This window comes from Streptomyces sp. NBC_00122 (assembly GCF_045160845.1).
Classification (GTDB): domain Bacteria; phylum Actinomycetota; class Actinomycetes; order Streptomycetales; family Streptomycetaceae; genus Streptomyces.
In genome coordinates this window covers 291621-313487 of record NZ_CP108191.1, presented here as the reverse complement: position 1 = coordinate 313487, position 21867 = coordinate 291621, and the positions used below count along the sequence as shown (strand labels likewise).

22 protein-coding genes are annotated in these 21867 nt (G+C 72.7%); 8 read left to right on the top strand and 14 right to left on the bottom strand.

Annotated elements, in window-relative coordinates; all coding sequences use genetic code 11:
• Nucleotides 1-10: 10 nt before the first annotated feature.
• Nucleotides 11-1960 (bottom strand): ABC transporter permease, encoded by a 1950-nt coding sequence (locus tag OG737_RS01450; protein ID WP_405921105.1) that lies wholly within the window; start codon nucleotides 1958-1960, stop codon nucleotides 11-13.
• Nucleotides 1961-2073: 113 nt separating this feature from the next.
• A complete protein-coding gene (modA, locus tag OG737_RS01445; RefSeq protein ID WP_328924290.1) occupies nucleotides 2074-2901 on the bottom strand; it encodes a molybdate ABC transporter substrate-binding protein in 828 nt (275 codons plus the stop codon).
• Between the two features lie 231 nt (nucleotides 2902-3132).
• Between modA and OG737_RS01440 the strand changes: the two genes are divergently transcribed.
• A complete protein-coding gene (locus OG737_RS01440) occupies nucleotides 3133-3531 on the top strand; it encodes an RNA-binding S4 domain-containing protein (protein ID WP_328924289.1) in 399 nt (132 codons plus the stop codon).
• Between the two features lie 81 nt (nucleotides 3532-3612).
• Here the strand turns inward: OG737_RS01440 and OG737_RS01435 are convergent, their stop codons facing one another.
• From OG737_RS01435 to dhaK, 3 genes are read right to left on the bottom strand one after another with little or no spacing between them, the layout of a single operon-like run.
• The gene (locus OG737_RS01435; RefSeq protein ID WP_328924288.1) at nucleotides 3613-4035 is read right to left on the bottom strand and encodes a PTS fructose transporter subunit IIA; all 423 of its coding nucleotides are present in this window, start codon (nucleotides 4033-4035) and stop codon (nucleotides 3613-3615) included.
• Nucleotides 4032-4646 carry a dihydroxyacetone kinase subunit DhaL gene (gene dhaL / locus OG737_RS01430; RefSeq protein ID WP_405680380.1) on the bottom strand — a complete coding sequence of 205 codons (615 nt, stop codon included), beginning with the start codon at nucleotides 4644-4646 and terminating at the stop codon, nucleotides 4032-4034. Before dhaL ends, OG737_RS01435 begins: the two co-directional genes overlap by 4 nt.
• 48 nt (nucleotides 4647-4694) lie before the next feature.
• Nucleotides 4695-5699, bottom strand: coding sequence for a dihydroxyacetone kinase subunit DhaK (dhaK, locus tag OG737_RS01425; RefSeq protein WP_405680381.1), 1005 nt, complete (start codon nucleotides 5697-5699; stop codon nucleotides 4695-4697).
• A gap of 298 nt (nucleotides 5700-5997) precedes the next feature.
• Here dhaK and OG737_RS01420 point away from each other — a divergent pair, with 298 nt between their 5' ends.
• On the top strand, nucleotides 5998-7566 hold the full coding sequence (locus OG737_RS01420; protein ID WP_405681470.1) for a cytochrome bc complex cytochrome b subunit: 1569 nt from the start codon (nucleotides 5998-6000) through the stop codon (nucleotides 7564-7566).
• A 19-nt stretch (nucleotides 7567-7585) separates the two neighbouring features.
• Here OG737_RS01420 and OG737_RS01415 read toward each other — a convergent pair whose 3' ends face one another.
• Both OG737_RS01415 and ctaD read right to left on the bottom strand, forming a co-directional pair.
• On the bottom strand, nucleotides 7586-7975 hold the full coding sequence (locus OG737_RS01415; protein WP_328924285.1) for a cytochrome c oxidase subunit 4: 390 nt from the start codon (nucleotides 7973-7975) through the stop codon (nucleotides 7586-7588).
• A gap of 44 nt (nucleotides 7976-8019) precedes the next feature.
• A complete protein-coding gene (gene ctaD / locus OG737_RS01410; protein WP_405680382.1) occupies nucleotides 8020-9717 on the bottom strand; it encodes a cytochrome c oxidase subunit I in 1698 nt (565 codons plus the stop codon).
• Between the two features lie 183 nt (nucleotides 9718-9900).
• Here ctaD and OG737_RS01405 point away from each other — a divergent pair, with 183 nt between their 5' ends.
• From OG737_RS01405 to OG737_RS01395, 3 genes are all read left to right on the top strand, one after another.
• Complete coding sequence (locus OG737_RS01405) at nucleotides 9901-10419, top strand: flavin reductase family protein (RefSeq protein ID WP_405680384.1); 519 nt, start codon at nucleotides 9901-9903, stop codon at nucleotides 10417-10419.
• A 110-nt stretch (nucleotides 10420-10529) separates the two neighbouring features.
• Nucleotides 10530-11027, top strand: coding sequence for a hemerythrin domain-containing protein (locus OG737_RS01400; protein WP_328924282.1), 498 nt, complete (start codon nucleotides 10530-10532; stop codon nucleotides 11025-11027).
• Between the two features lie 70 nt (nucleotides 11028-11097).
• On the top strand, nucleotides 11098-11733 hold the full coding sequence (locus tag OG737_RS01395; RefSeq protein WP_328924281.1) for an alpha-ketoglutarate-dependent dioxygenase AlkB: 636 nt from the start codon (nucleotides 11098-11100) through the stop codon (nucleotides 11731-11733).
• A gap of 24 nt (nucleotides 11734-11757) precedes the next feature.
• Here OG737_RS01395 and OG737_RS01390 read toward each other — a convergent pair whose 3' ends face one another.
• Both OG737_RS01390 and OG737_RS01385 read right to left on the bottom strand, forming a co-directional pair.
• Nucleotides 11758-12054 (bottom strand): YkvA family protein, encoded by a 297-nt coding sequence (locus tag OG737_RS01390; protein WP_328924280.1) that lies wholly within the window; start codon nucleotides 12052-12054, stop codon nucleotides 11758-11760.
• Nucleotides 12055-12113: 59 nt separating this feature from the next.
• Nucleotides 12114-12578, bottom strand: coding sequence for a MarR family transcriptional regulator (locus OG737_RS01385; RefSeq protein WP_328924279.1), 465 nt, complete (start codon nucleotides 12576-12578; stop codon nucleotides 12114-12116).
• A gap of 124 nt (nucleotides 12579-12702) precedes the next feature.
• Between OG737_RS01385 and OG737_RS01380 the strand changes: the two genes are divergently transcribed.
• Together OG737_RS01380 and OG737_RS01375 are read left to right on the top strand one after the other, a co-directional pair.
• Nucleotides 12703-13275: a DoxX family protein gene (locus tag OG737_RS01380; RefSeq protein ID WP_405680387.1), complete on the top strand. Its 573-nt coding sequence runs from the start codon at nucleotides 12703-12705 to the stop codon at nucleotides 13273-13275.
• Between the two features lie 62 nt (nucleotides 13276-13337).
• Nucleotides 13338-15137, top strand: a complete 1800-nt coding sequence (locus OG737_RS01375; protein ID WP_328924277.1) for a glycoside hydrolase family 15 protein — start codon at nucleotides 13338-13340, stop codon at nucleotides 15135-15137.
• Between the two features lie 17 nt (nucleotides 15138-15154).
• Here OG737_RS01375 and OG737_RS01370 read toward each other — a convergent pair whose 3' ends face one another.
• A complete protein-coding gene (locus tag OG737_RS01370; RefSeq protein WP_328924276.1) occupies nucleotides 15155-15976 on the bottom strand; it encodes a helix-turn-helix transcriptional regulator in 822 nt (273 codons plus the stop codon).
• Between the two features lie 142 nt (nucleotides 15977-16118).
• Between OG737_RS01370 and OG737_RS01365 the strand changes: the two genes are divergently transcribed.
• On the top strand, nucleotides 16119-17147 hold the full coding sequence (locus tag OG737_RS01365) for an NAD(P)-dependent alcohol dehydrogenase (RefSeq protein WP_405921104.1): 1029 nt from the start codon (nucleotides 16119-16121) through the stop codon (nucleotides 17145-17147).
• A gap of 41 nt (nucleotides 17148-17188) precedes the next feature.
• Here OG737_RS01365 and OG737_RS01360 read toward each other — a convergent pair whose 3' ends face one another.
• From OG737_RS01360 to OG737_RS01345, 4 genes are all read right to left on the bottom strand, one after another.
• Nucleotides 17189-18595: an APC family permease gene (locus OG737_RS01360; RefSeq protein ID WP_405921103.1), complete on the bottom strand. Its 1407-nt coding sequence runs from the start codon at nucleotides 18593-18595 to the stop codon at nucleotides 17189-17191.
• Nucleotides 18596-18791: 196 nt separating this feature from the next.
• Nucleotides 18792-19700 (bottom strand): STM4011 family radical SAM protein, encoded by a 909-nt coding sequence (locus tag OG737_RS01355; RefSeq protein WP_328924273.1) that lies wholly within the window; start codon nucleotides 19698-19700, stop codon nucleotides 18792-18794.
• A 23-nt stretch (nucleotides 19701-19723) separates the two neighbouring features.
• Entirely contained in the window at nucleotides 19724-21055 is a 1332-nt protein-coding gene (locus OG737_RS01350; RefSeq protein ID WP_405921102.1) for an STM4012 family radical SAM protein, read from the bottom strand.
• Complete coding sequence (locus OG737_RS01345) at nucleotides 21052-21867, bottom strand: STM4013/SEN3800 family hydrolase (protein ID WP_405922392.1); 816 nt, start codon at nucleotides 21865-21867, stop codon at nucleotides 21052-21054. Before OG737_RS01345 ends, OG737_RS01350 begins: the two co-directional genes overlap by 4 nt.

Below are 21867 nucleotides of genomic sequence, written 5' to 3'. Positions count from 1 at the left end.
GGGAGGTCCTTCAGAGGCGGACCAGCGTGACCTCGGTGGCCTTCACGCTGGTCCACACCTCGGCGCCGTCGACGATGCCGAGTTCGGCGGCCGCGCCGGGGGTGATCTCCGCGACCAGGTCGGGTGCCTCGGCCGAGGCGACCAGGACGCGCAGCCGGCTGCCGACCGCGGTGATCTCCCGTACGGTTCCCGGCCAGACGTTACGGGGACTGCCGCCCGGGCGGCCGCGGTGAACGGACACCGCCTCCGGGGCGATGATCGCGAGTGCCTGAGACCCCTCGGGCAGCGTCTCGGCGACGACCAGCCGGCCCCCCGCCGCCAGGGTGAGTCCGTCGGTGGACGCCGTGCCCGGCCAGGCGTTGCGCCCCAGCATCCGCGCCACCCACGGGGAGCGCGGATGCCGGCTCACCTCGGCGGGCGGCGCGTCCTGGAGGGTCTGCCCGTCGGCCAGGACGAGGACCCGGTCGGCCAGTGAGACCGCCTCGACGGGATCGTGCGTGACGATGAGGCAGACCCCGCCGAAGCCGGCCAGATGCGTGCGCAGCGTGTGCCGGACGCGGGCCCGCGTCGTCTGGTCGAGGGCGGCGAGCGGTTCGTCCAGCAACAGCAGCCGGGGCCGGGTGGCCAGGGCGCGGGCGAGGGCCACGCGCTGGGCCTGGCCGCCGGAGAGCTGGGCGGGCCTGCGCTGGGCGAGGTGCCCGACGCCGAGCCGGTCCAGCCAGGCCTGCGCCTCCCGGCGGGCTTCGGCGCGCGGCACCCGGCGCGCGCGCAGCCCGTACGCCGTGTTGGCCAGGGCGCTCAGGTGCGGGAACAGTGCGCCGTCCTGCGGGACCCAGGCGACCTGCCGCTTGTGCGGGGGCAGCGCCGTGACGTCGGTGTCGCCGAGTCGGAGCTCGGCGTGGGCCCGCGGGGTCAGGCCGAGGAGGGCGCGCAGCAGGGTGGTCTTGCCGGCGCCGTTCTCGCCGACGACGGCGATGGTGGTGCCGGGGCCGGCGTCGAGGGTGAGCCGGTTGAAGCCGGTGACGGTGGCGTGCAGGGGCCAGTGGCCGGCATCGTCCGCCGCGGGCTTGCCCGGTTCACCGGAGTGCGCGGGTACCGGGCGACCGTCGGTCGCCGGCTGCGCCTCGGCGGCCTGCGTCTCGCCGGGCCCGTGGGCGGCGGGGGCGGGCGTGCCCGTCCAGCGGCCGCGCAGGGCGATCAGCACGGCCATGGCGATCACGAGGAGCAGCAGGGAGACGGACGTGGCGGCCTCGGGCTGGTCCTGGAGCAGCAGGTACACCTGGAGCGGAAGGGTCTGGGTGGTGCCGGGCAGGTTTCCGGCGAAGGTGATGGTCGCGCCGAACTCGCCGAGCGCACGGGCCCAGGTGAGGGCGGCGCCGGCTATCAGGCCGGGGGCCACCATGGGCAGGGTCACGGTGAAGAACACGCGGACCGGCGAGGCGCCGAGGGAGCCGGCCGTCTCCTCGTAGCTCTGCCTGAGCCCGCCGAGGGCGCCTTCCAGGCTGATGACGAGGAACGGCATGGCCACGAAGGTGGCCGCGACGACGGCGCCCGAGGTGTGGAACGGCAGCGTGACGCCGAAGGTGCCCTCCAGCCAGGGCCCGAGCAGACCGCGCCGGCCGAAGCCCAGCAGCAGGGCCACACCGCCCACGGTCGGCGGCAGCACCATGGGGAGCAGGACGAGCGAGCGTACGAAGGCCTTGCCCCTGAACTCCACACGCGCCAGCAGCCAGGCGAGCGGTACGCCGAGGAGCAGCGAGAGGCCGAGGGCCCAGAAGGACACCATGAGCGAGAGGCGCAGGGCCTGGACCACGCCGGGGCTGCCGAGGTGGGCGCCGAGCTCGCTCCACCGGGTCCGGGTGAGGATGCCGATCAGCGGCAGCAGCAGGAACGCGACGGCGAGCAGCGCCGGCAGTACCAGGGCCACGGGGGGCCGGGTGCGGGTGCGGAGTCTGCTCACGGGGAGATCCCTGTCTCGGGGGGCGGTGCGAGGAGGGGCTGCCCGTCCCCCCGGGCCGGGCAGCCCCTCCTCGGTATGCGGCGGCGGGCGGGCCGAGGTCCGACCTACCTCTGCTACGCCTGCTGGAAACCGGCGTCCTGGAGGATCTTCTGGGCCTCCGGGGTGCTCAGCCAGGCCACGAACGCGGCCGCGGCCTCGGGGTTCTTGGACTGCTTCAGCGTGGCGGCCGGGTAGGAGGCCACCGCGTTCTGCTCGTCCGGGACCTCCACGGCGACGACCTTGTCGCCGGACTTGGCGGAGTCCGTCTTGTAGACGAGGCCCGCGTCGGCCTCGCCCAGCTCGACCTTGCTCAGCACGGCGCGGACGTTGGGCTCCTGGGAGACGGGCTTCACCGTGACGCCCTGCTTGTCCAGGATCTCCTTGCTGTAGCGGCCGACCGGGACCTCGGGTGCGGCCAGCACGACCTTGATCTTGGTGTCGGCGAGGTCCTTGAGACCGGCGATCTTGAACGGGTTGCCCTTGCCGGTCGCGATGACCAGGCGGTTCTTGGCGATGACCTTGGCCTCGCCCGTCTCCGCCTTCACCCCGTCCATGGTCTTGGTGTCGGCGGTGACCAGGGCGTCGGCGGGCGCGCCCTGCTTGACCTGCGCCGCGAGCTCCTGCGAACCGGCGAAGGAGAACGTGACCTTCGTACCGGGGTGGGCCTTCTCGTAGGCGGCACCCGCGGCCTTGAAGACGTCCGTGAGGGAGGAGGCGGCGAGGACGGTGAGGTTCGCCGCCCCGGGCGCGCCGGAGCCCGGTGCAGAGGCTCCGGCGGAGGCGTCGGCGGCGGGCTTCTTGTCGCCGCCGTCGTCGCCGCAGGCGGCCAGCGGGAAGAGCAGAGCGGCGGTCAGCGCGGCGGCAGCGGCACGGCGGCGGGTCAGGTGCGGCGTCGGGGACATGGGCTGATGCTCCTCGGTCGGGTCGGCGGCCGGCGCGGTGCCGGGACCGGGGCGGTCCCGGCGCAGGTGCGGTGAATCTGCGGGTTCGGGACTGCGTGTGCGACAAGGTATGGGCATCGCTGGCGCATTTGCAATTCTCTTGGGATTAGCTACCTGGCAGGTGCTATGCACGTTGTGGCATCTGCCGAAAGTCGTTCCACGGTCACGCGCCCGCCTCGCTAGAGTCGGGGCATGGCTGATGAGGCATCGGGAACAGGGACGGAAACGGGATCCGTGCGCGTGGACGCGTGGATCTGGTCCGTACGCCTGACGAAGACCCGCTCGACCGCGGCGACCGCCTGCCGGGCGGGGCACGTGAGGGTCAACGGGGAGCGCGCCAAGCCCGCGCAGCCCGTACGCGCGGGTGACGAGGTACGGCTCTTCCACGCCGGCCGCGAGCGGATCGTCGTGGTCCGCCGGCCCGTGTCCAAGCGGGTGGGCGCTCCGGTCGCCGCCGAGTGCCTGATCGACAAGAGTCCGCCGCCGCCGACCCCCGTCGAGGCCGCGGTGGTGGGCATCCGCGACCGCGGTGCCGGCCGCCCCACGAAGCGCGAGCGCCGGGAGATCGAGACCCTGCGCGGCCGCCAGTAACCTCCGGTGGTGCCCGGGTCCGGGCGCGGACCGGACCCGGCGCTCCGGGCTGCCCGGCGGCCACGGCCACGGCCCCGAGGGTCAGGCCTTGCGGTACGCGTATGCCTCGGCGGCGGCGGATTCGACCGCCGGCAGGGGGACTCCCGCGGAGGCGGCGACCATCGCCGCCACCGCTCCCTCCAGGAAGGGGGCGTCCACCAGCCGGGATCCCGGAGGAAGTTCGTCATCCGCCAGCAGGGCCTTGACCGTCAGTACGGAGCTGCCGAGGTCCGCCAGGAGGGCGACCCCGGCGCCCCGGTCCACCTCCCGCGCGGCTGCGAGGATCCGCTCCGCGCTCGTGCCGAGGCCGCCGTCGGCCGTTCCGCCCGCCGCCGCCACCGGGGCCATCGGGGCATCGGGGCCGCCCACCGCGAGGCCCCGCGCCAGCTCGGCAACCGCCTCGGCGACCGGCGCGCTGTGCGAGACCAGCACGATGCCGACCAGGCCGGAACCCGCGCCCGTCACCGCTGACCGCCCGCCACGTCCGCCACGTCCGCCAGCGCACCCAGCAGCAGCGCCGACGAGGTCGCGCCCGGATCCTGGTGCCCGATGCTCCGCTCGCCCAGGTAGCTGGCCCGGCCCTTGCGCGCCAGCATCGGTACCGTCGCCTGCGCCCCGTTGTCGGCCGCGTCCCCGGCCGCCCGGTACGAGGTGTTCAGCGCGGCGACCCCCGGCACCAGGGCGTCCAGCATCGTCTTGTCGCCGGGCGCCGCCCCGCCGAGCAGGGCCACCGCGCCCACGCCCGCGTACAAGGCCTTGCACAGCTCGTCGTCGGAGACCTCGGCGGCCTCCCCGAGCTCCTTGCCGGTGCGCCGCAGCAGGGTCCCGTACAGCGGTCCCGAGGCGCCGCCGACGGTCGAGATCAGGGTCCGCCCGGCGAGCTGCAGCACCGCCCCCGGCGTCGCCGGAGCCTCCGCGTCCAGGGCCGCCCGTACGGCGATGAAGCCCCGCAGCATGTTGCTCCCGTGGTCGGCGTCGCCGATGGGCGAGTCGAGCTCGGTCAGCCGGTCCGCCTCCTGCTCGACCGCCGCCGCGGCGGCCGCCATCCAGCGCCGGAAGAAGTCTGCGTCACGCACCGGATCTCCTCGCCTCACGAACGTCTGGTCGGTCCGACACCACCTTAGTCAGCGGCCCCAGCGCAGCGCCGCGGTCTGCACGGGCGCGTCCCACAGCCGCAGCAGTTCCTCATCGGCCCGGCACAGGGTCACCGAGCACCCCGCCATGTCGAGCGAGGTCACGTAGTTCCCCACGAGCGTCCGCGCCACCGGCACACCGCGGGCCTCCAGCACGCGCGCCACCTCGGCGTGGAACCCGTACAGCTCCAGCAGCGGCGTCGCCCCCATCCCGTTGACCAGCGCCAGTACCGGGCCGTCCGCCGGGCCGGCTTGGCCCAGCTCCTCCAGTACGGCGCCCACCGTGATCTCCGCGATCTCCCGCGCCGGCATCATCGCGCGCCGCTCCCGGCCCGGTTCGCCGTGGATCCCGACCCCCAGCTCCAGCTCCCCGTCCGGCAGATCGAAGGTCGGGCTGCCCTTGGCGGGAGTGGTGCAGGCGCTGAGCGCCACGCCGAAGCTCCGCGAGGACTCGTTGACCCGGCGGGCGAGCGCCGCGACCCGCTCCAGCGGCGCCCCCTCCTCGGCCGCCGCCCCGGCGATCTTCTCGACGAAGAGCGTGGCCCCGGTGCCGCGCCGGCCGGCCGTGTACAGGCTGTCCGTGACCGCGACGTCGTCGTTGACCAGGACCCGCTCGACCCGCAGGCCGTCCTCCTCTGCGAGCTCGGCGGCCATCTCGAAGTTCAGTACGTCCCCGGTGTAGTTCTTGACGACGAACAGCACCCCCTGCCCGGAGTCCACCGCCTCGGCCGCCCGCAGCATCTGGTCGGGCACGGGCGAGGTGAACACCTCCCCGGGGCAGGCGGCCGACAGCATCCCGTACCCCACGAAGCCCGCGTGCAGCGGCTCGTGCCCGGAGCCGCCCCCGGAGACCACTCCGACCCGCCCGCCGGCGCGCGCGTCCCGACGTACGACGACCCGCCGCTCCACGTCGACGTCGAGCTCGGGATGGGCCGCCGCCATCCCGCGCAGGGCGTCGGCGACCACGGTCTCCGGGCTGTTGATCAGCATCTTCACGGACATCTCCTCAGAGGGCTCGACCGATGGCCGGCGGCCGGGTGAGGACTTCCTGCCCCCATTTTCCGAAGCCGACGACTCCGTGTCTGAATTGATAGCGAATCATGACGCTCGGTAGTTTTGTGCATACTTCGGATGACTTGCCCGGCCCGAGGGCGAGGGTCCGCACAGGAGGTGCGTGCCGGTGCCTGGTTCGAAGCGGAACGTGCGGCCGGGGAGCGGGGCCGGGCGGGCGGTGGCGAGGGGGTCCGAAGCCCTCGACGCGCGGCTGCCGCTCTCCGAAGTCCTCCGGACGGGCATGCGCAAGGTGTTCCCCGACCACTGGTCGTTCCTGCTGGGCGAGCTGGCCCTGTACAGCTTCGTCGTGCTCCTGCTGACCGGCGTGTACCTGACCTTCTTCTTCGACCCCTCGATGCGGGAGACGCCGTACACGGGCTCGTACCGCCCGCTCCAGGGCGTACTGATGTCCCAGGCCTACCTGTCCACCCTGCGGATCAGTTTCGACGTACGCGGCGGGCTGCTGATCCGGCAGGTCCACCACTGGGCGGCCCTGGTCTTCGTCGCCTCCATCGGCGCGCACATGCTGCGGGTGTTCCTCACCGGCGCCTTCCGCCGGCCGCGCGAGGTCAACTGGCTGCTGGGGGTGACGCTGTTCATGCTGGCGCTGCTGGAGGGCTTCGCCGGGTACTCGCTCCCCGACGACCTGCTGTCGGGCACCGGGCTGAGGATCGCCCAGGGGATCACCCTGTCGGTCCCGGTCGTCGGCACCTACCTGAGCTTCTTCGCCTTCGGCGGGCAGTATCCCGGCGACGACATCGTGCCCCGGCTCTACCCCGTGCACATCCTGCTGGTCCCCGGCCTGCTGCTGGGGCTGATCACGGTGCACATCCTCCTCGTCGTGGTCCTGAAGCACACCCACTGGCCGGGGCCCGGCAGGAGCGGCCGCAACGTCGTCGGCCTGCCCTTCCTCCCGCAGTACATGGCCAAGTCCGCCGGGCTGTTCTTCACCGTCTTCGGCCTGCTCGCGGCCCTGGGGGCCGTCGCGCAGATCAACCCCATCTGGACCTACGGCCCCTACCGCGCCGACGTGGTCTCCACCGGCGCCCAGCCCGACTGGTACGTCGGATTCCTCGAAGGGGCGCTGCGGCTGATGCCAGGGGTGGAAACCCGCCTGTGGGGGCACACGATCATGTGGAATCCCCTGGTGACCGCCGTCCTCCTGCCGGGCCTGCTCTTCGCGCTCCTCTACGCCTACCCCTTCTTCGAGCGCTGGATCACCGGCGCGACGGGGGAACGGCACCTGTGCGACCGCCCGCGTGACCGTCCCGCCCGCACCGGCCTGGGCGTGGCCGCCCTCTCCTGCTACGCCGTGCTGCTCCTCGCCGGCGCCCAGGACATCCTCGCCTTCGTCTTCGACGTGCCCGTGCACGCGCTGACCTGGACGCTGCGCGTCGCCTTCTTCGCCGTGCCGGCGGCCGCCTTCTGGCTCACCAGACGGCTGTGCCTGGCTCTCCAGTCGCGCGAGCGCCGGCTGCTGACCGAGGGGGAGGCGTCCGGTCTGGTGAGCCAGAGCGTCGAGGGCGGCTTCGAGCCGCTGCACCGGGCCCTCACGGCGACCGAGCGGTACGCCGTCCTCGCCAGGGAGCGGCCCGAGCCGCTGCGGCCCGCCGACCCCGCCGACCCCGCCGACCCCGCCGGAGCGGCCGCCGGCGGCGCCCTGCGACGTCGGCTGGCCGGCGCGCGGTCGGCGATCAGCGCCTGGTACTACCAGGACCGGGTTCCCTACCCCGCCACCCCCGAACAGCGCCGGAAGATCGCGGCGACCACCGCCGGACCGGACGTGCGGGAGTCCGCCGAGGACGGGTGAGCCGTCCGGGCCGCTCGGGCTACTCCTCGTGGCCGAGGCTCTGGAAGGCGAACCCCAGGACCCCGGGCAGCAGCACGCCGAACCCGATGAGGCACAGCCACAGGCCCTGGACCACCCCGAGGCCGATCAACGCGCTGCCCGCCGCCGCCAGTACGGGAAAGTGGCTGCGGGCGGGGAAGAAGACGCGGCGGCCGCCGGCCTCCCGGACCTCGGCCTCCCCGCGGTCCTCCGGACGCTCTCCCGCGCGCCGGTACTGGCGCCAGAGGAAGGCGGAGACGAGGCCAGACATGACGAACGAGACGCACAGCGCCACCGTGCCCGCCGGCTCGTGCGAGAACCATCCGTAGACGAGGGTGGTCGCCCCGAAGAACAGGGCCGTGCCGGTGAAGAGCCAGGCCTCACCTTTCACCGGGTACCTCCTTCACCGGGTACCTGTGTCACCGGGTACCTCTGTCACCGCGTACCTCTTTCGCTGGGCACTCTGTCACTGGGCACCTCCGGGTGGTGCAGGTCGAAGGCCGGGGATTCCGAGCGGATCCGGGGCAGGGCGTGGAAGTTGTGCCGCGGTGGCGGGCAGCTCGTCGCCCATTCCAGGGAACGGCCCCAGCCCCACGGGTCGTCGACGGTGACCCGCTCGCCGTGGCGCTGCGTCCTGAAGACGTTGTAGAGGAAGGGCAGCGTCGAGAGGCCGAGGAGGAAGGAGCCGATGGTGGAGACCGTGTTGAGGAGGGTGAAGCCGTCGCTCGCGAGGTAGTCGGCGTACCGGCGCGGCATCCCGGCCTCGCCCAGCCAGTGCTGGACCAGGAACGTGGTCTGGAAGCCGACGAACAGGGTCCAGAAGTGGACCTTGCCGAGCCGCTCGTCCAGCATCCGTCCCGTCAGCTTCGGCCACCAGAAGTAGAAGCCTCCGAAGGTGGCGAACACGATCGTGCCGAAGAGCACGTAGTGGAGATGGGCGACGACGAAGTAGCTGTCCGTCAGATGGAAGTCCAGCGGCGGCGATGCGACCAGCACGCCGGTCAGACCGCCCAGCAGGAAGGTGACGAGGAAGCCGATGGACCACAGCATCGGTGTCTCGAAGGAGAGCGAGCCCTGCCACATCGTCCCGATCCAGTTGAAGAACTTCACGCCCGTGGGGACGGCGATCAGGAAGGACATCAGCGAGAAGAAGGGCAGGAGCACGGCCCCCGTAGCGAACATGTGGTGCGCCCACACGGTCGCCGACAGGCCCGTGATGGCGATCGTGGCACCGATCAGGGCCGCGTACCCGAACATCGGCTTCCGGCTGAAGACGGGCAGGATCTCGCTCACCACCCCGAAGAACGGCAGCGCCACGATGTAGACCTCCGGATGCCCGAAGAACCAGAACAGGTGCTGCCACAGCAGGGCGCCGCCGTTGGCCGCGTCGAAGACGTGCGCGCCGAACTTCCTGTCCGCCTCCAGGACCAGCAGTGTGGCCGTGAGGACGGGAAAGGCCAGCAGCGCCAGGATGGAGGTGAAGAGCACGTTCCAGGTGAAGATCGGCATGCGGAACAAGGTCATGCCCGGGGCGCGCAGACAGACGATGGTGGTGATGAAGTTCACCGACCCCAGGATCGTGCTGAGTCCCGACACCGCCAGCCCCATGGCCCACAGGTCCGGGCCGGTTCCCGGGGAGTACGCGGCGCTGTTGAGGGGCGCGTAGGCGAACCATCCGAACGCCGCCGCCCCGTCGGCGGTCAGCAGTCCTGACACCACCATGAGGCCCCCGAACAGGTACACCCAGTAGGTGAACGCGTTCAGCCGGGGGAAGGCGACATCGGGCGCGCCGATCTGCAAGGGCATGACCGCGTTGGCGAAGCCGGTGAAGGTCGGCGTCGCGAACAGCAGCATCATGATCGTGGCGTGGATGGTGAACGCCTCGTTGTACTGCTGGTTCGAGATGATCTGGAGCCCGGGGCGGGCGAGTTCGGCCCGCATCACCAGGGCCAGCACCCCGGCGAAGAGGAAGAAGGCGAAGGCCGTCACCAGGTAGAGGTTGCCGATCACCTTGTGGTCGGTGGTCGACAGCCACCCCAGTACGGCGGATCCCTGGCCGGCCCGCCGTTCGGTCCTGGGCGCGGTCCGGTCGTCGGGCGGCGCCTGTACCGGTGACCGGTCCACCGACGTCATCCGTCCTCCCGAAGCCTCGCCGCCGCGCCTGCACCCCTTGCCCTACAGCCTGGGGAGCCGGGGCACCGGACGGCGCGCCGACATCCCGCCCCGGGTACCCCGGCTGCCGCGCGGTTCCGCGCCGATGGGCGGGGTAGCCGCCCGAAGGGGGCTGGAAGCATCCGGACCCCACGAGGAGGAGCCGTGACCGAGCAGGATCCCTTCGCCGAGGCGAGCGACGGCCCGATGTTCGCGGTCACGGCCGCGGCGGGCGGTGAGCGGGCGGGCTGCCTGGTGGGGTTCGCCTCGCAGTGCTCGATCCATCCGCCGCGATTCGTCGTCTGGCTGTCCACCGCCAACCACACCTACCGCGTCGCGCGCGAGGCCCCGTACCTCACCGTGCACCTGCTCCGCCGCGACCAGCGGGCGCTGGCGGAGCTCTTCGGTGGCGAGTGCGGCGACAGAGTGGACAAGTTCGCGCGGGTCGGCTGGCGGCCGGGCCTGGAGGGCAGTCCGGTCCTGACGGACGTGCGCACCTGGTTCACCGGCCGCGTCGAGGGGCGCTTCGAGGGAGGTGTCGGGGGCGGCGGAGGCACCGTGGGCGGCGATCACGTCGGCTTCCTCCTGTCGCTCGCCGAGCGGTGCCCACCGGTAGAGGGCACTGTGCCCGCGCTGCTCCGGTACGAGGACGTGGGCGACCTGGAGGCGGGCCACCCGGCCTGAACCGCGCTGAGATCGCCGCGGGGCGGAGGCCGGGGGCGGGGTGTGGATCCTCGCCCAGCGAGCACGCGCAGGGCGACCGGAAGTTCAGCAAGGAAAGGAAGGGATGTGGCATGGCCGGGGACCAGGACCAGGACGTCGTCGCCGTGATCCTCAAGGACCACCGCACCATGGAGGAGCTGTTCCGCCGGATGCGGAGCGTGGAGGCGGACCGGGCCGGCGCGCTCGCGAAGTTCTCCGCGCTGCTCATCGCCCACGGCGAGGCGGAGGAAGCCGAGGTGTACGGCGCGCTGAAGCGTTTCAGGAACGTCGACGACAAGGAGGTGGAACACGGGGTCGAGGAGCACGCCGAGGGCAACGAGGCGCTGCTGGCGCTGCTCGAAGTGGACGAGGTGGGCTCCGGCGAATGGGACGCGCGGCTGGAGGACCTGGTCAAGGCGGTCTCCCACCACGTCGACGAGGAGGAGCGGACGATCCTCAACGGGGCCCGGGAGAACGTTCCCGGCGAGCGCAGGGCCGAACTGGGAGCCGCGTTCCTGCGGGAGCGGGAGCGGCAGCTGGCGGCGGACTGCGGGAGCGTCGAGAACGTGCGCGGCCTCGTACGGGGATGACGGCGCCCTGCCGCCCCGTCGCACGCGGGTATTCGTGCGTATGTTCGATGGATGGGGTTAGGCTGGTGCCATGCACGCTGCCCAGGGCCTACAGGGTTCCCTCTTCGACCAGGGGGACGAGATCCGTCTCGGGCCGCTCGCGGGCGTGCGGCGCACCCCCCTCGGTGCCGGGGCCTGGGTCGACCATCTCCCCGGCTGGCTGACCGGTTCCGACGCGCTCTTCGAGCGGCTGGCCGCCGATGTGCCCTGGCGCGCCGAGCGGCGGCAGATGTACGAGCGTGAGGTCGAGGTGCCCCGCCTGCTCGCCTTCTACGGTGAGGGCGAGGATCTTCCGCACGCCGCCCTCACCGAGGCCCGCGAGGCACTGTCCGGGCACTACGCCGCGGAACTCGGGGAGCCCTTCGCCACCGCGGGGCTGTGCCTCTACCGCGACGGCCGCGACAGCGTGGCCTGGCACGGCGACCGGACCGGCCGCTCGTCCACCGAGGACACTATGGTCGCGATCGTCTCCGTCGGCGACCCCCGCGACCTCGCCTTCCGCCCCCGCGACGGCGGAGCCACCCTGCTGCGCCTCGCCCTCGGCCACGGGGACCTCGTCGTCATGGGCGGCTCGTGTCAGCGGACCATGGAGCACGCGGTGCCCAAGTCGGCGCGGGCCGTCGGGCCGCGCATCAGCGTCCAGTTCCGCACCCGCGGGGTCCTGTGACCCGGGCCTTGGCCGTGCGGCGGGTCAGGGCTTCGCGGGGCGGGCCGTCGCCGGCCGGGTCGCCGCCGCTGCCGCGTGCAGCGAGCGCAGGGCCAGCAGCAGGAGCCCGATGTCGTCGAGGTAGACCGGGTCCGGAATCAGGTCCGCCGGTGAGACGGTGTAGATCACTGCGGCCCAGAACAGGGCCTTGTCGCGCAGCGGGATCCCGGCGTCGGTGAGCAGCCGCCGCGCCCGGAAGACCCGTACGAGCAGCACCGCTGCGGCCACCGCGAGCACGGCGGTGACCACCGTGGCGAGCGTGAGCCAGAACTTTCCGTCCATTTCGCCCCTATACCCGCCCTGCGGGTCTCCGTACCCCGCCGGGCCCGTCCGCCGCTTCCTCAGGCGCCGTGCTCACGCAGGCGCCGTCCGACCTCGCCCAGCCCGTCTGCGAGCGCGTCGAGCTGCTCGGGGGTCAGGACGTCGACGAGGATCTCCCGGACGGTGGCCACGTGCCCGGGTGCCGCCTCGTCCAGCCGGGCGCTCCCGGCCTCGGTGAGGACGGCGAAGACGCCGCGCACGTCGGAGGGGCAGCTGCGGCGGCGGACCAGCCCGGCTTTCTCCATCTGGGTGATCTGGTAGGTCAGGCCGCTCTTCGAGTTGATCAGGCCGTTGGCCAGCTCCGTCATCCGCAGCTCGCGTCCGGGGGCCGCGGCGAGCCGTACGAGGATCTCGTACTGGGGGTGCGAGAGCCCGGAGTCGTCCTTCAGCTGCTGGTCGAGGCGGCGGTTCACCAGGGCCGAGGCGGCCAGGAATCCGCTCCAGGCCCGCATCTCGCGGTCGTCCAGCCATCTCGTCTCAGCCATGGCCCCAGGCTACCGGGTTGTTCCAATTTGAATCAATGGTTAGGGTCGGAGACCTGCGGTTCGAATTTGAACAACCCTGCCCAGCCCCGTCCCCCTCGGGCCGCACGACCGGAAGGAACCCCCGATGACCAGCCCCTCCGTCGCCCCGACGAAGCCGCAGGCCGCCGCACCGGCCGCGCAGCCCGCCACCACCTCCTCCCCCTCGCTCTCGACCCCGGCCCACGACGCCGGCCTGCTGCTCCTGCGCCTCGTCCTCGGGTTGACCATGGCCGCCCACGGCTCCCAGAAGCTCTTCGGCTGGTTCGGAGGCGGCGGCATCAGCGGCACCGGCCAGTTCTTCACCGCCAGCGGCTACCCGGCGGGCGACGCCATGGCCGTCCTGGCCGGGCTGACCGAGACCCTGGGAGGCCTCGGCCTCGCCGTCGGACTGCTCACCCCGCTCGCCGGCGCGGCCGTCGTCGGCACCCTCATCAACGCGATCGCCGTCCACGGCGCCGGATCCTTCTTCGCCCCCGAGGGCATCGAGTACGAACTGCTGCTGGCGGCGGGCGCCGCGGCCCTGGCCCTCACAGGCCCCGGCCGGTACGCCGTCGACCGCTTCCTGCCCGTGCTGCGCAGCCACCGTCTGGCCCACGGCGCCCTCGCCGTCGCCCTCGGCGTGGTCCTCGCCGGCGCGCTGCTCCTCGTACGGAACTAGCTACGCGGGCGCGGGTGTCCGGGGCCTGATTGGCCCCGGGCATTCGGGGGAAGATCGCACAAATGACACAACCCATCGAAGACTACGCACTCATCGGCGACCTGATGACCAGTGGACTGGTTGGCCGCGACGGGTCCATCGACTGGCTGTGCCTGCCGCGATTCGACTCCGGGGCCTGCTTCGCCAAGCTCCTCGGCGACGAGGAGAACGGCCACTGGCGCATCGCGCCCGCATCCGCCGGGGCGGCCGAGCGGTGCACCCGCCGCGCCTACGCGGACGGCTCGATGGTGCTGGAGTCGTACTGGGAGACCGAGGACGGCACGGTCAAGGTCATCGACTTCATGCCGCAGCGTGACATCTCACCCGATGTGATGCGGATCGTCGAAGGCGTGTCCGGCGAGGTGTCCGTCCGCAGCACCCTGCGCCTGCGCTTCGACTACGGCCACGTCGTCCCCTGGGTCCGCCGCAGCGACGGGGAGCGCGTCGCCATCGCCGGGCCCGACTCCGCCTGGTTGCGCAGCGAACCGCCCGTGCGCACCTGGGGCGAGGCCAACAGCACCTGCTCCGAGTTCACCGTCGCAGCGGGGGAGCGCGTCGCCTTCGTCCTCACCTGGCACGCCTCGCACGACCCGCGCCCCGAGCCCGTCGAACCGTACGCGGCGCTGGAGCAGAGCCTCGCCGACTGGCGGCAATGGACGTCCCAGTGCAGCTACGAGGGCCCCTACCGGGAGGCGGTCGCCCGCTCCCTGATCACCCTCAAGGCCCTCACCTACGCCCCGACCGGCGGCATCGTCGCCGCGGCCAGCACTTCCCTCCCCGAGGAGATCGGCGGGGTCCGCAACTGGGACTACCGCTACTGCTGGCTCCGGGACTCCACCCTCACCCTCGGCTCGCTCCTGTCCACCGGATTCCACGACGAGGCCCGCGCCTGGCGGGCCTGGCTGCTGCGCGCGGTCGCCGGCGACCCCGCCGACCTCCAGATCATGTACGGGATCGCCGGCGAGCGCAGGATCCCCGAGACCGACCTGCCGTGGCTGCGCGGCTACGCCTCCTCCGCCCCCGTACGCGTCGGCAACGCGGCGGTCGACCAGCTCCAGCTCGACGTGTACGGCGAGGTCATCGACTCCCTGTACCTCGCGCGGGCCTCCGGGCTGGCCTCCGAGCGCCACGCGTGGCAGATCCAGCTCGCGCTGCTCGACTTCCTGGAGCGGAACTGGCGCCGGCCCGACGAGGGGCTGTGGGAAGTGCGCGGCCCGCGCCGCCACTTCGTGCACTCCAAGGTGATGGCCTGGGTCGCCGCCGACCGGGCCGTGCGCACCCTGGAGGGCGATTCCTCGATGCCCGGTGACCTGGAGCGCTGGCGGACCATGAGGGACGACGTGCACCGTGACGTGTGCGAGAAGGGCTACGACCCCGAGCGGGGCACCTTCACCCAGTACTACGGCTCCGGCGAGCTCGACGCGGCGACCCTGCTCATTCCCCGCGTCGGCTTCCTACCGCCCGACGACCCGCGCGTCATCGGCACCGTCGACGCGGTCCGGGAGGAGCTCGGCCGCAGCGGCCTGGTCCGCCGCTACACCACCGAAGGCCCCGCCGTCGACGGCCTGCCCGGCGACGAAGGAGCCTTCCTGGCCTGCTCGTTCTGGCTGGCCGACGCCTTGTACCTGACCGGGCGGGAGAAGGAGGCCCGGGACCTGTTCGAGCGGCTGCTGTCGGTACGCAACGACGTGGGGCTGCTCGCCGAGGAGTACGACCCCATCGCCGGGCGGCAACTCGGCAACTTCCCCCAGGCCTTCAGCCACGTCGGACTGATCAACACCGCCCTCACGCTGGCCGAGGGCGAGGCCGTCCGCGTCGGCTGACCGGCCGGTGGGAGCGATCAGGCCCGCACGGCGGCCGTCCGGTGCTCCTCGCGGCGGCGCAGCAGGTCACAGCTGGCCGGGTCGGCGGGGAGGAAGGCCTCCAGGTGCAGCTCGGCGAGCGTGACGTCCACGGCGGTGGCGAAGGAGGTCAGGGTGGTCAGCAGCCGTAGCTCCCCGCCCTCGGTGCGCAGCCGCAGCGGCACGGCGAAGCCGAGGTGGTCCGGCCCGGGCGGCGCCGGCGCCGGCAGGTAGCCGCGCAGTTCGGCCAGGAGCAGGTCGAGCTCGGGATCGGGATGGGCCAGGGCCCGTACGCGCAGGTTCTCCACGATGTGCCGCCCCCACGCCGCCAGGTTCACCACGCGCGGTGCCATGCCCTCGGGGTGCAGTGCGAGGCGCAGTACGTTCACCGGAGGAGCGAGCAGGTGCGCGGCGGCGCCCTCGGTGAGCACCTCGAACGCGGGGTTCGCCAGCACGAGTTCGCCCCGCGCCCCGCAGACCACCGCCGGATACGGCAGATGCCCGGTCAGGATGGAGCCCAGGGCCCTCATGGCCGGTTCGACGGCCGAGCCGTCGCGCGGCGACTCGGCGTACGCGGGCGCGTAACCGGCGGCCAGAAGAAGGGAGTTGCGCTCGCGCAGGGTCAGCCGGAGGGACTCGGCGAGCCGCACCACCATCGCCCGCCCCGGCACCGAGCGGCCGCTCTCGATGAAGCTGAGGTGGCGCTGGGTCGTACCGGCGAGCGTGGCCAGTTCGAGCTGGCTCATGCGCCGCAGCGCCCGCCTCCTGCGCACCTCGCGGGAGAAGGCGGAGGGCTCGGCGGCTGCGGTGGTGGTGGCCATGACCCCTTTCTAGCCGCTGCCCGGCGGACCCGGCGATTCCCCGGAGGGAATTGCCGCGCGTGTCCCGGCCCCGGAGCATCGGCGGTGACCGGCCGGACGCGGCACGGACACGCCGACACACGACACCGCCCTGGAGGCCGGGATGCGCGCGTACCACCTGGAAACGTTCGGTGACATCGAGGGGATCGTGCGGCGCGACACCGGATCCGCGGTACCGGAGCCGGCCGGACCGGCCGACATCGTGGTCGCGGTGCGCGCGGCTTCGCTCAACCGGCGTGACCTGCTGATCCTGAACGGGCGCTACCCGCTGCCCGCCGTGCCCGGCGTGGTCGCGCTCAGCGACGGCGCGGGCGAGGTGGTCGCGGTGGGGGAGGCGGTCACCCGGTTCGCGGTCGGCGACCGCGTCGCCGGCACGTACTTCCCGCGTTGGCGGTCCGGCCGGATCACCCCGGACGCCCTGGACCAGCCCGGCTGCACACTCGACGGGATGCTCGCGGAGTACGCCGTACTGGACGAGCAGGCGGCCGTACGCGTCCCCGGCCACCTGACCTGGGAGGAGGCGGCCACGCTGCCGTGCGCGGCGGTGACCGCCTGGAGCGCGCTGACCGGTGGCGAGCCGCTGCTGCCGGGCCGGACCGTACTGACCCTCGGCACCGGCCCGGTCGCCCTCTTCTCCGTGCAGTTCGCGAAGCTGCTGGGCTGCCGGGTCGTGGCGACCACCTCGGACGCGGACAAGGCCGGCCGGCTCAAGGCCCTGGGGGCCGACGAGGTCGTCGACTACGTGAGAATCCCCGAATGGGGCGCGAAGGTGAAGGAGCTGACCGACGGCCGGGGCGCCGACCTGGTCGTCGAGACGGGCGGCCCGGAGACCATCGAGCAGTCGGTGCGCGCCAGTTCCCTCTACGGCGAGATCGCCCTGCTCGTCACTGGCAGCACCCGCAAGGCCGGGATCGAGGTCTCGCACGCGGCGTACGCGTCGAGCCTGGCGACGATCCGCCGCGTCTTCGTCGGCAGCCGGGACCGGTTCGAGGACATGAACCTGGCCGTCGCCGCCCACGAACTCCGTCCGCGGGTAGGCCGCGTGCACTCCTTCGAGGAGGTGCACGCGGCCTACCGCGGCTACGTCGCCGACCCGCCGTTCGGCAAAGTCGTCATCCGTGTGGGGAGTTGAGGGTCCGGGTGCGGGACCGCGCGGTCGCGTCGCGCCGGAGCCTACGCGTCGGCGCTCTCGCCGTCCTCCGGGATGCTGACCAGCCAGCGCGTCTCCCGCCGCGGCCGCAGGTACAGCGCCCAGTACACGGTGGCCGCGGCGGTGATCCCGCCCGTCCACAGCAGGTACTGGGTTTCCTGCTGGGTCAGGATGTACGCGAGTACGGCGATCAGCGCGATCGGCACGGCCGGCCACAGCGGCATCCGCCAGGCGGCCGCGTCGCGGTGCGCCCCGCGCCGGCTGAACAGCGCGGCCACCGCCACCAGCAGGTACATGCCGGTCACCGAGACGCCGGTGACCCCGTACAGGGTGTCGAGGTTGACGAAGCACATCGCCGCGCCCGGGACACCGACGAGCAGGGTCGCCACCCATGGCGAGCCGAAGCGGCCGAGCTTGGACAGGGCGTTGTTGACGGGCCGGGGCCAGGCCTTGTCACGGGCGGAGGCGAACAGCACCCGGGAGTTCTGGATGACCATGACGATGCCCGCGTTGACGATGGCGAGGGCGACGCACAGGCTCACGAAGGTGCCGACGGCCGAGTTGGACCAGGCGGTCACCATCCCGCCGAGGTCGCCCGCGGCCAGCGCTTCCAGGTCCGGGGCGCCCATGGTGATGGCGATGACCGGCACCAGGATCACGGCGGTGGAGATGGCGAGCGTGGCGAGCACGGTCCGGGCGACGTTGCGCCGCGGGTTCTCCAGCTCCTCCGAGAGGTAGACGGCGGTCGAGAACCCCTGGGTGATGAAGAGGGCGATGGCGAGCCCGGAGACGACCATCATCGCGGTGACGGTGGACGTGCCGCCGCCCTCGGCGGCGACCGTGCCGTGCACCAGCGCGTCGGCGCCCCGCTCGCCGTGCGCGAAGCCCAGTACGGCGACCATGGCGGCGGCGACCACCTCCAGGACGAGGAAGATGCCGGTGATCCAGGCGTTGGCCCGCAGGTCGAGGAGACCGGCGAGGGTGGCCAGCAGCATCACGCCGCCGCCCGCGACCGGAGCCGGGATGTCGATCACCGGGGCGAGGTAGTCGGCCGTGCCCATGGCGATCACGGGCGGCACGATCATGACGACCAGCAGGGACAGGACGAACACCAGCCAGCCCGCGACCCGGCCGGCCAGCGTGGAGACCATGGCGTACTCGCCGCCCGCGCTGGGGATGAGGGTGCCCAGCTCCGAGTAGCAGAACGCGACGCCGATGCAGAGCAGCGAGCCGATCGCGATGGTGAGGGCGGTCCAGGTGCCGAGGCTGGAGAACAGGTCGGGCACGACGACGAAGAGGGTCGAGGCAGGCGTCACGCAGGAGAGCGTGAGCAGAGTCCCGCCGACGACGCCGATGGAACGCTTGAGCTTCTGCGGGACGGGCCCGGTGGCGGGGGCGAGGGCCTGTGGGGCGCTGATCGTGTCAGTCATCGTGCGGGGTTCCGATCGGCAGGTGCGGTGAATGAGCGCGGGAGCGGTATCGCCTCCGAGGCGGTGGTGAGCAAGTAGTTCCGTGGCTCCCGGGCCGACATGCAATCTCTGCGAGATCCGCAGGTCAATAGCTGTCTACCTGCGGATTCCGTCGTCCGGGGCCCCGCCGGACCCGGTCCGCGGCGTAAAGAACCTGTTAACGCTGCACGAGTGGCAGGTGCGGGAACCGCAGCTGCCCCGCCGAAGAATTTTCCTCCGCTTTGCCGGACGCCGGGATCCGCTCCAGGACGCCGCCCGCGAAGACGTCGTAGAGCGGCAGCGTCTCCAGGTGGACGTAGCCGATGTGGCAGTCGCAGACGGTGAGCGGGCAGCCACGAGGGCGCAGCGCCGCCCGGTAAGAGCCGTCGTAGAGGTTGCCCAGCTCCGCCTTCACGAAGTGGCAGCGGCGGACCGTGCCGTCGCCGTCGACCGAGACCACCGACTCGCCCGTGCGGCAGGGCAGCCCCGCCGAGCGGTGCGGGTGGCGGCTGTACGCGAAGAGCGGGTCCAGCGCCGTCCAGTCCGCGGCCTCCGCGTCGGTGTACGTACGGCCCTCCGCCGCGTTCACCCACAGGTACACCTCCGCCGGGAGCTCCGCGCGCAGCCGCCCCGCCTCCGCGAGGTGCTCCGGCAGCCCGACCACGCCCACGCTGAACCGGATCCCCCGGACCGCCAGCTCCCGGCACCGGCCGAGGAAGCGGTCGTACGGGGTCTGCCCCGGGTGGTACGTGCACCACAGCGCGAGCGTGTCCGGATCGGCCCCGGCGGTCCACTCGACGCGGCAGCTCAGGTTGGTCTGGATCGCGACCCGGCGGATGTGCGGCAGGTGCGACAGCTCCACCAGCGCGCGCCGGTACCAGGAGCGGACCAGGCCCTCGCCCCACGGGGTGAACAGGAGCGACAGGCGGTCGCCCGTGTTCCCGGCCGCCCACGCGGCGAACCGTTCCAGCGCCGCGCGGTCCGCGGTCAGCTGCGAGCGGCTGTCCCGCCGCTTGGCGAAGGGGCAGTACGGGCAGTCGTAGTCGCAGGACGCCAGCGGACCCCGGTAGAGCAGCGTCAGGTCCATGGCCGGTGCGGCACCCGGGCCCGTCACTTGCGCTCGTACGCGGCCATCGCGGCCCGTACCTCCGCCGAGAACAGCGCGGGACCCACGGCGTCCGAATGCGCCAGGCCCTCGGGAGTCAGGCGCATCAGGCCCGGTGCCTCCGAGAGCCAGCCGCGCTCCGCGAAGGCCGCCAGCTCCGCCGGGAAGTCCTCCCGCGGGCCGCTGCCGAACCGCTCCCGGTACTCCGCCACCGCCACGCCCTCCGCCTGCAGCAGGGACTGCAGCAGATGCCGCCGACGGGCCTCGTCGCCGTCGATCCACCGGCCGTACTCCGCCCGGGCGAAGTCGGCCTCGGACCGCCCCACGTAGTCGTCGACGATGCCCCGTATCTCCCGCATGTCCACCGCGTAGTCGAAGGAGTAGTGCAGCTCCGCGGTGTACGAACGGGCCCCGCAGCCCAGGCCCACCATGCCGTCCGTCTGGCAGGCGTAGTCGTCGGCGCCCGCCGCCGGGGCCCCGGGGCGGCGGAACATCCGCATCGACACCTGCTCGTACCCGGCGGCCAGCAGATGGTCCCGGCCGGCCCGGTAGAGCCGCAGCCGCTGTTCGTCCCAGTCCGCGGTGGGCTCGTCCGACCGGCGTCCCAGACCCGTCAGGGGCCGCACGTACAGCGGATACAGGTACAGCTCCTCCGGTTCCCAGGCCAGCGCCGCGTCGAGCGAGTACCGCCAGCTGTCCTCGGTCTGGCCGTCGATCCCGTAGATCAGGTCGATGTTCAGGACCGGGATCGCCGCGTCCCGGATCCGGGACAGGGCCGCCTCCACCTCCGCGCGCTTCTGCGGCCGCACGGCCGAGCGCGCCTCCTCGGCCACGAAGCTCTGCACGCCCAGGCTCAGCCGCGTGGTGCCCCGGTCGGCGAGGACGGCGAGGCGGTCCGCGGTGGCGGTGGAGGGCGAGGCCTCCACCGACAGCGGGACCGCCCGCAGATCGGCGCCCGCGCTCTTCTCCGCGATGTCGCAGAGCCGTTCCAGCTCGGCCGCGGTCAGGAAGGTCGGCGTCCCGCCGCCGAAGGCGGCCGCCGCGTACCGCACCGGCTCCCCGTCGCCGCCGAGCGCGTCCCGGACGGCGTTCGCCTGCCGCTCCAGCGCGTCGAGGTACGCCGTGGTCAGCCCCTCGGGCGCGCCGATCCGCGTGAACAGGTTGCAGAACCCGCAGCGCACCTCGCAGAACGGGATGTGCAGGTAGAGGGAGAGCGCGTGCCTGGGCTGCTCCGCCCACAGCTCGCGCAGCGCGGGCCGCCCGGCCAGCGCGCGGTACGCCGTCTTGTGCGGGTACGCGTACACGTAACTCTCGTACGGGGTGGGGGGAACGCTCATCGCAGGGCCTCCTTCGGCTCCAGGAAGAACTGCGCGTACGGGACAGTCCACACCGCCTCGTGTGCCAGCCGGTGCCCGGTGTATCCGTCCTCGCCGTAGGTCGTGCCGTGGTCGGAGCAGACGATCGCGAAGCAGCGGCGCCGGGTGCTCATCGCGTCGAACAGCCGGCCGATGTGCCGGTCCACGTACTCCAGCGCGGCCGCGTGCGTCTCCCACGAGTCCCCGGCCGCGGCCGCCCTGCCCTCCAGGTGGAACCAGTTGGGCTGGTGCAGCGCCGACACGTTCACGAACAGGAACAGCCGCCGGTCCCGCGGAGTTGCGGCCACCACCCGCTCCGCGCAGGCCACCTGCGCCTCGAAGGACGTCGGCGACGGCACCCCGAACTCCGGCTCCCAGTGGCTCTCCTGGAACATCCCGGGCAGTACGGAGCCCAGCGCGGCCTGCTTGTTGAAGAAGCCGACCCCGCCCACGCACACCGTCCGGTACCCGGCCCCGGCCAGTGCGGAGACCAGGTCCGGGGTGTCGAACACCCAGGTGCGCCCGGCCGTGGTCTCACTGCCCGCGAACCGGGCGGCGAACAGTCGCGGATGCGGCCCGGGACCGGCCGGCGTCGGCAGGAAGCCCGCGAACATCGCCTGGTGCGAGGCGTAGGTGAAGCTGCCCGGCGCGTGCCGCCGCTCCCAGACCCCGCCGGGGAGGTGCGCCGCGAGGTGCGGGATCCGGCCCTCGGCCGCCAACTGGGCGGCGACGTCGAAGCGCAGGGTGTCGAGGGTGACGAGCAGCAGGTCGTCGTGGCCGACGACCTCGTTCAT

Excerpts from the sequence above, each read along its gene's own strand:
- OG737_RS01395 (WP_328924281.1), top strand. The coding sequence starts at position 11,098 with ATGCACGCTGCCCAGGGCCTACAGGGTTCCCTCTTCGACCAGGGGGAC.
- OG737_RS01420 (WP_405681470.1), top strand. The coding sequence starts at position 5,998 with ATGCGCAAGGTGTTCCCCGACCACTGGTCGTTCCTGCTGGGCGAGCTG.
- OG737_RS01360 (WP_405921103.1), bottom strand. The coding sequence starts at position 18,595 with ATGACTGACACGATCAGCGCCCCACAGGCCCTCGCCCCCGCCACCGGG.
- OG737_RS01400 (WP_328924282.1), top strand. The coding sequence starts at position 10,530 with ATGGCCGGGGACCAGGACCAGGACGTCGTCGCCGTGATCCTCAAGGAC.
- OG737_RS01365 (WP_405921104.1), top strand. The coding sequence starts at position 16,119 with ATGCGCGCGTACCACCTGGAAACGTTCGGTGACATCGAGGGGATCGTG.
- OG737_RS01380 (WP_405680387.1), top strand. The coding sequence starts at position 12,703 with ATGACCAGCCCCTCCGTCGCCCCGACGAAGCCGCAGGCCGCCGCACCG.
- OG737_RS01350 (WP_405921102.1), bottom strand. The coding sequence starts at position 21,055 with ATGAGCGTTCCCCCCACCCCGTACGAGAGTTACGTGTACGCGTACCCG.
- OG737_RS01370 (WP_328924276.1), bottom strand. The coding sequence starts at position 15,976 with ATGGCCACCACCACCGCAGCCGCCGAGCCCTCCGCCTTCTCCCGCGAG.
- OG737_RS01375 (WP_328924277.1), top strand. The coding sequence starts at position 13,338 with ATGACACAACCCATCGAAGACTACGCACTCATCGGCGACCTGATGACC.
- OG737_RS01355 (WP_328924273.1), bottom strand. The coding sequence starts at position 19,700 with ATGGACCTGACGCTGCTCTACCGGGGTCCGCTGGCGTCCTGCGACTAC.
- ctaD (WP_405680382.1), bottom strand. The coding sequence starts at position 9,717 with ATGACGTCGGTGGACCGGTCACCGGTACAGGCGCCGCCCGACGACCGG.
- OG737_RS01390 (WP_328924280.1), bottom strand. The coding sequence starts at position 12,054 with ATGGACGGAAAGTTCTGGCTCACGCTCGCCACGGTGGTCACCGCCGTG.
- modA (WP_328924290.1), bottom strand. The coding sequence starts at position 2,901 with ATGTCCCCGACGCCGCACCTGACCCGCCGCCGTGCCGCTGCCGCCGCG.
- OG737_RS01440 (WP_328924289.1), top strand. The coding sequence starts at position 3,133 with ATGGCTGATGAGGCATCGGGAACAGGGACGGAAACGGGATCCGTGCGC.
- OG737_RS01345 (WP_405922392.1), bottom strand. The coding sequence starts at position 21,867 with ATGAACGAGGTCGTCGGCCACGACGACCTGCTGCTCGTCACCCTCGAC.
- OG737_RS01385 (WP_328924279.1), bottom strand. The coding sequence starts at position 12,578 with ATGGCTGAGACGAGATGGCTGGACGACCGCGAGATGCGGGCCTGGAGC.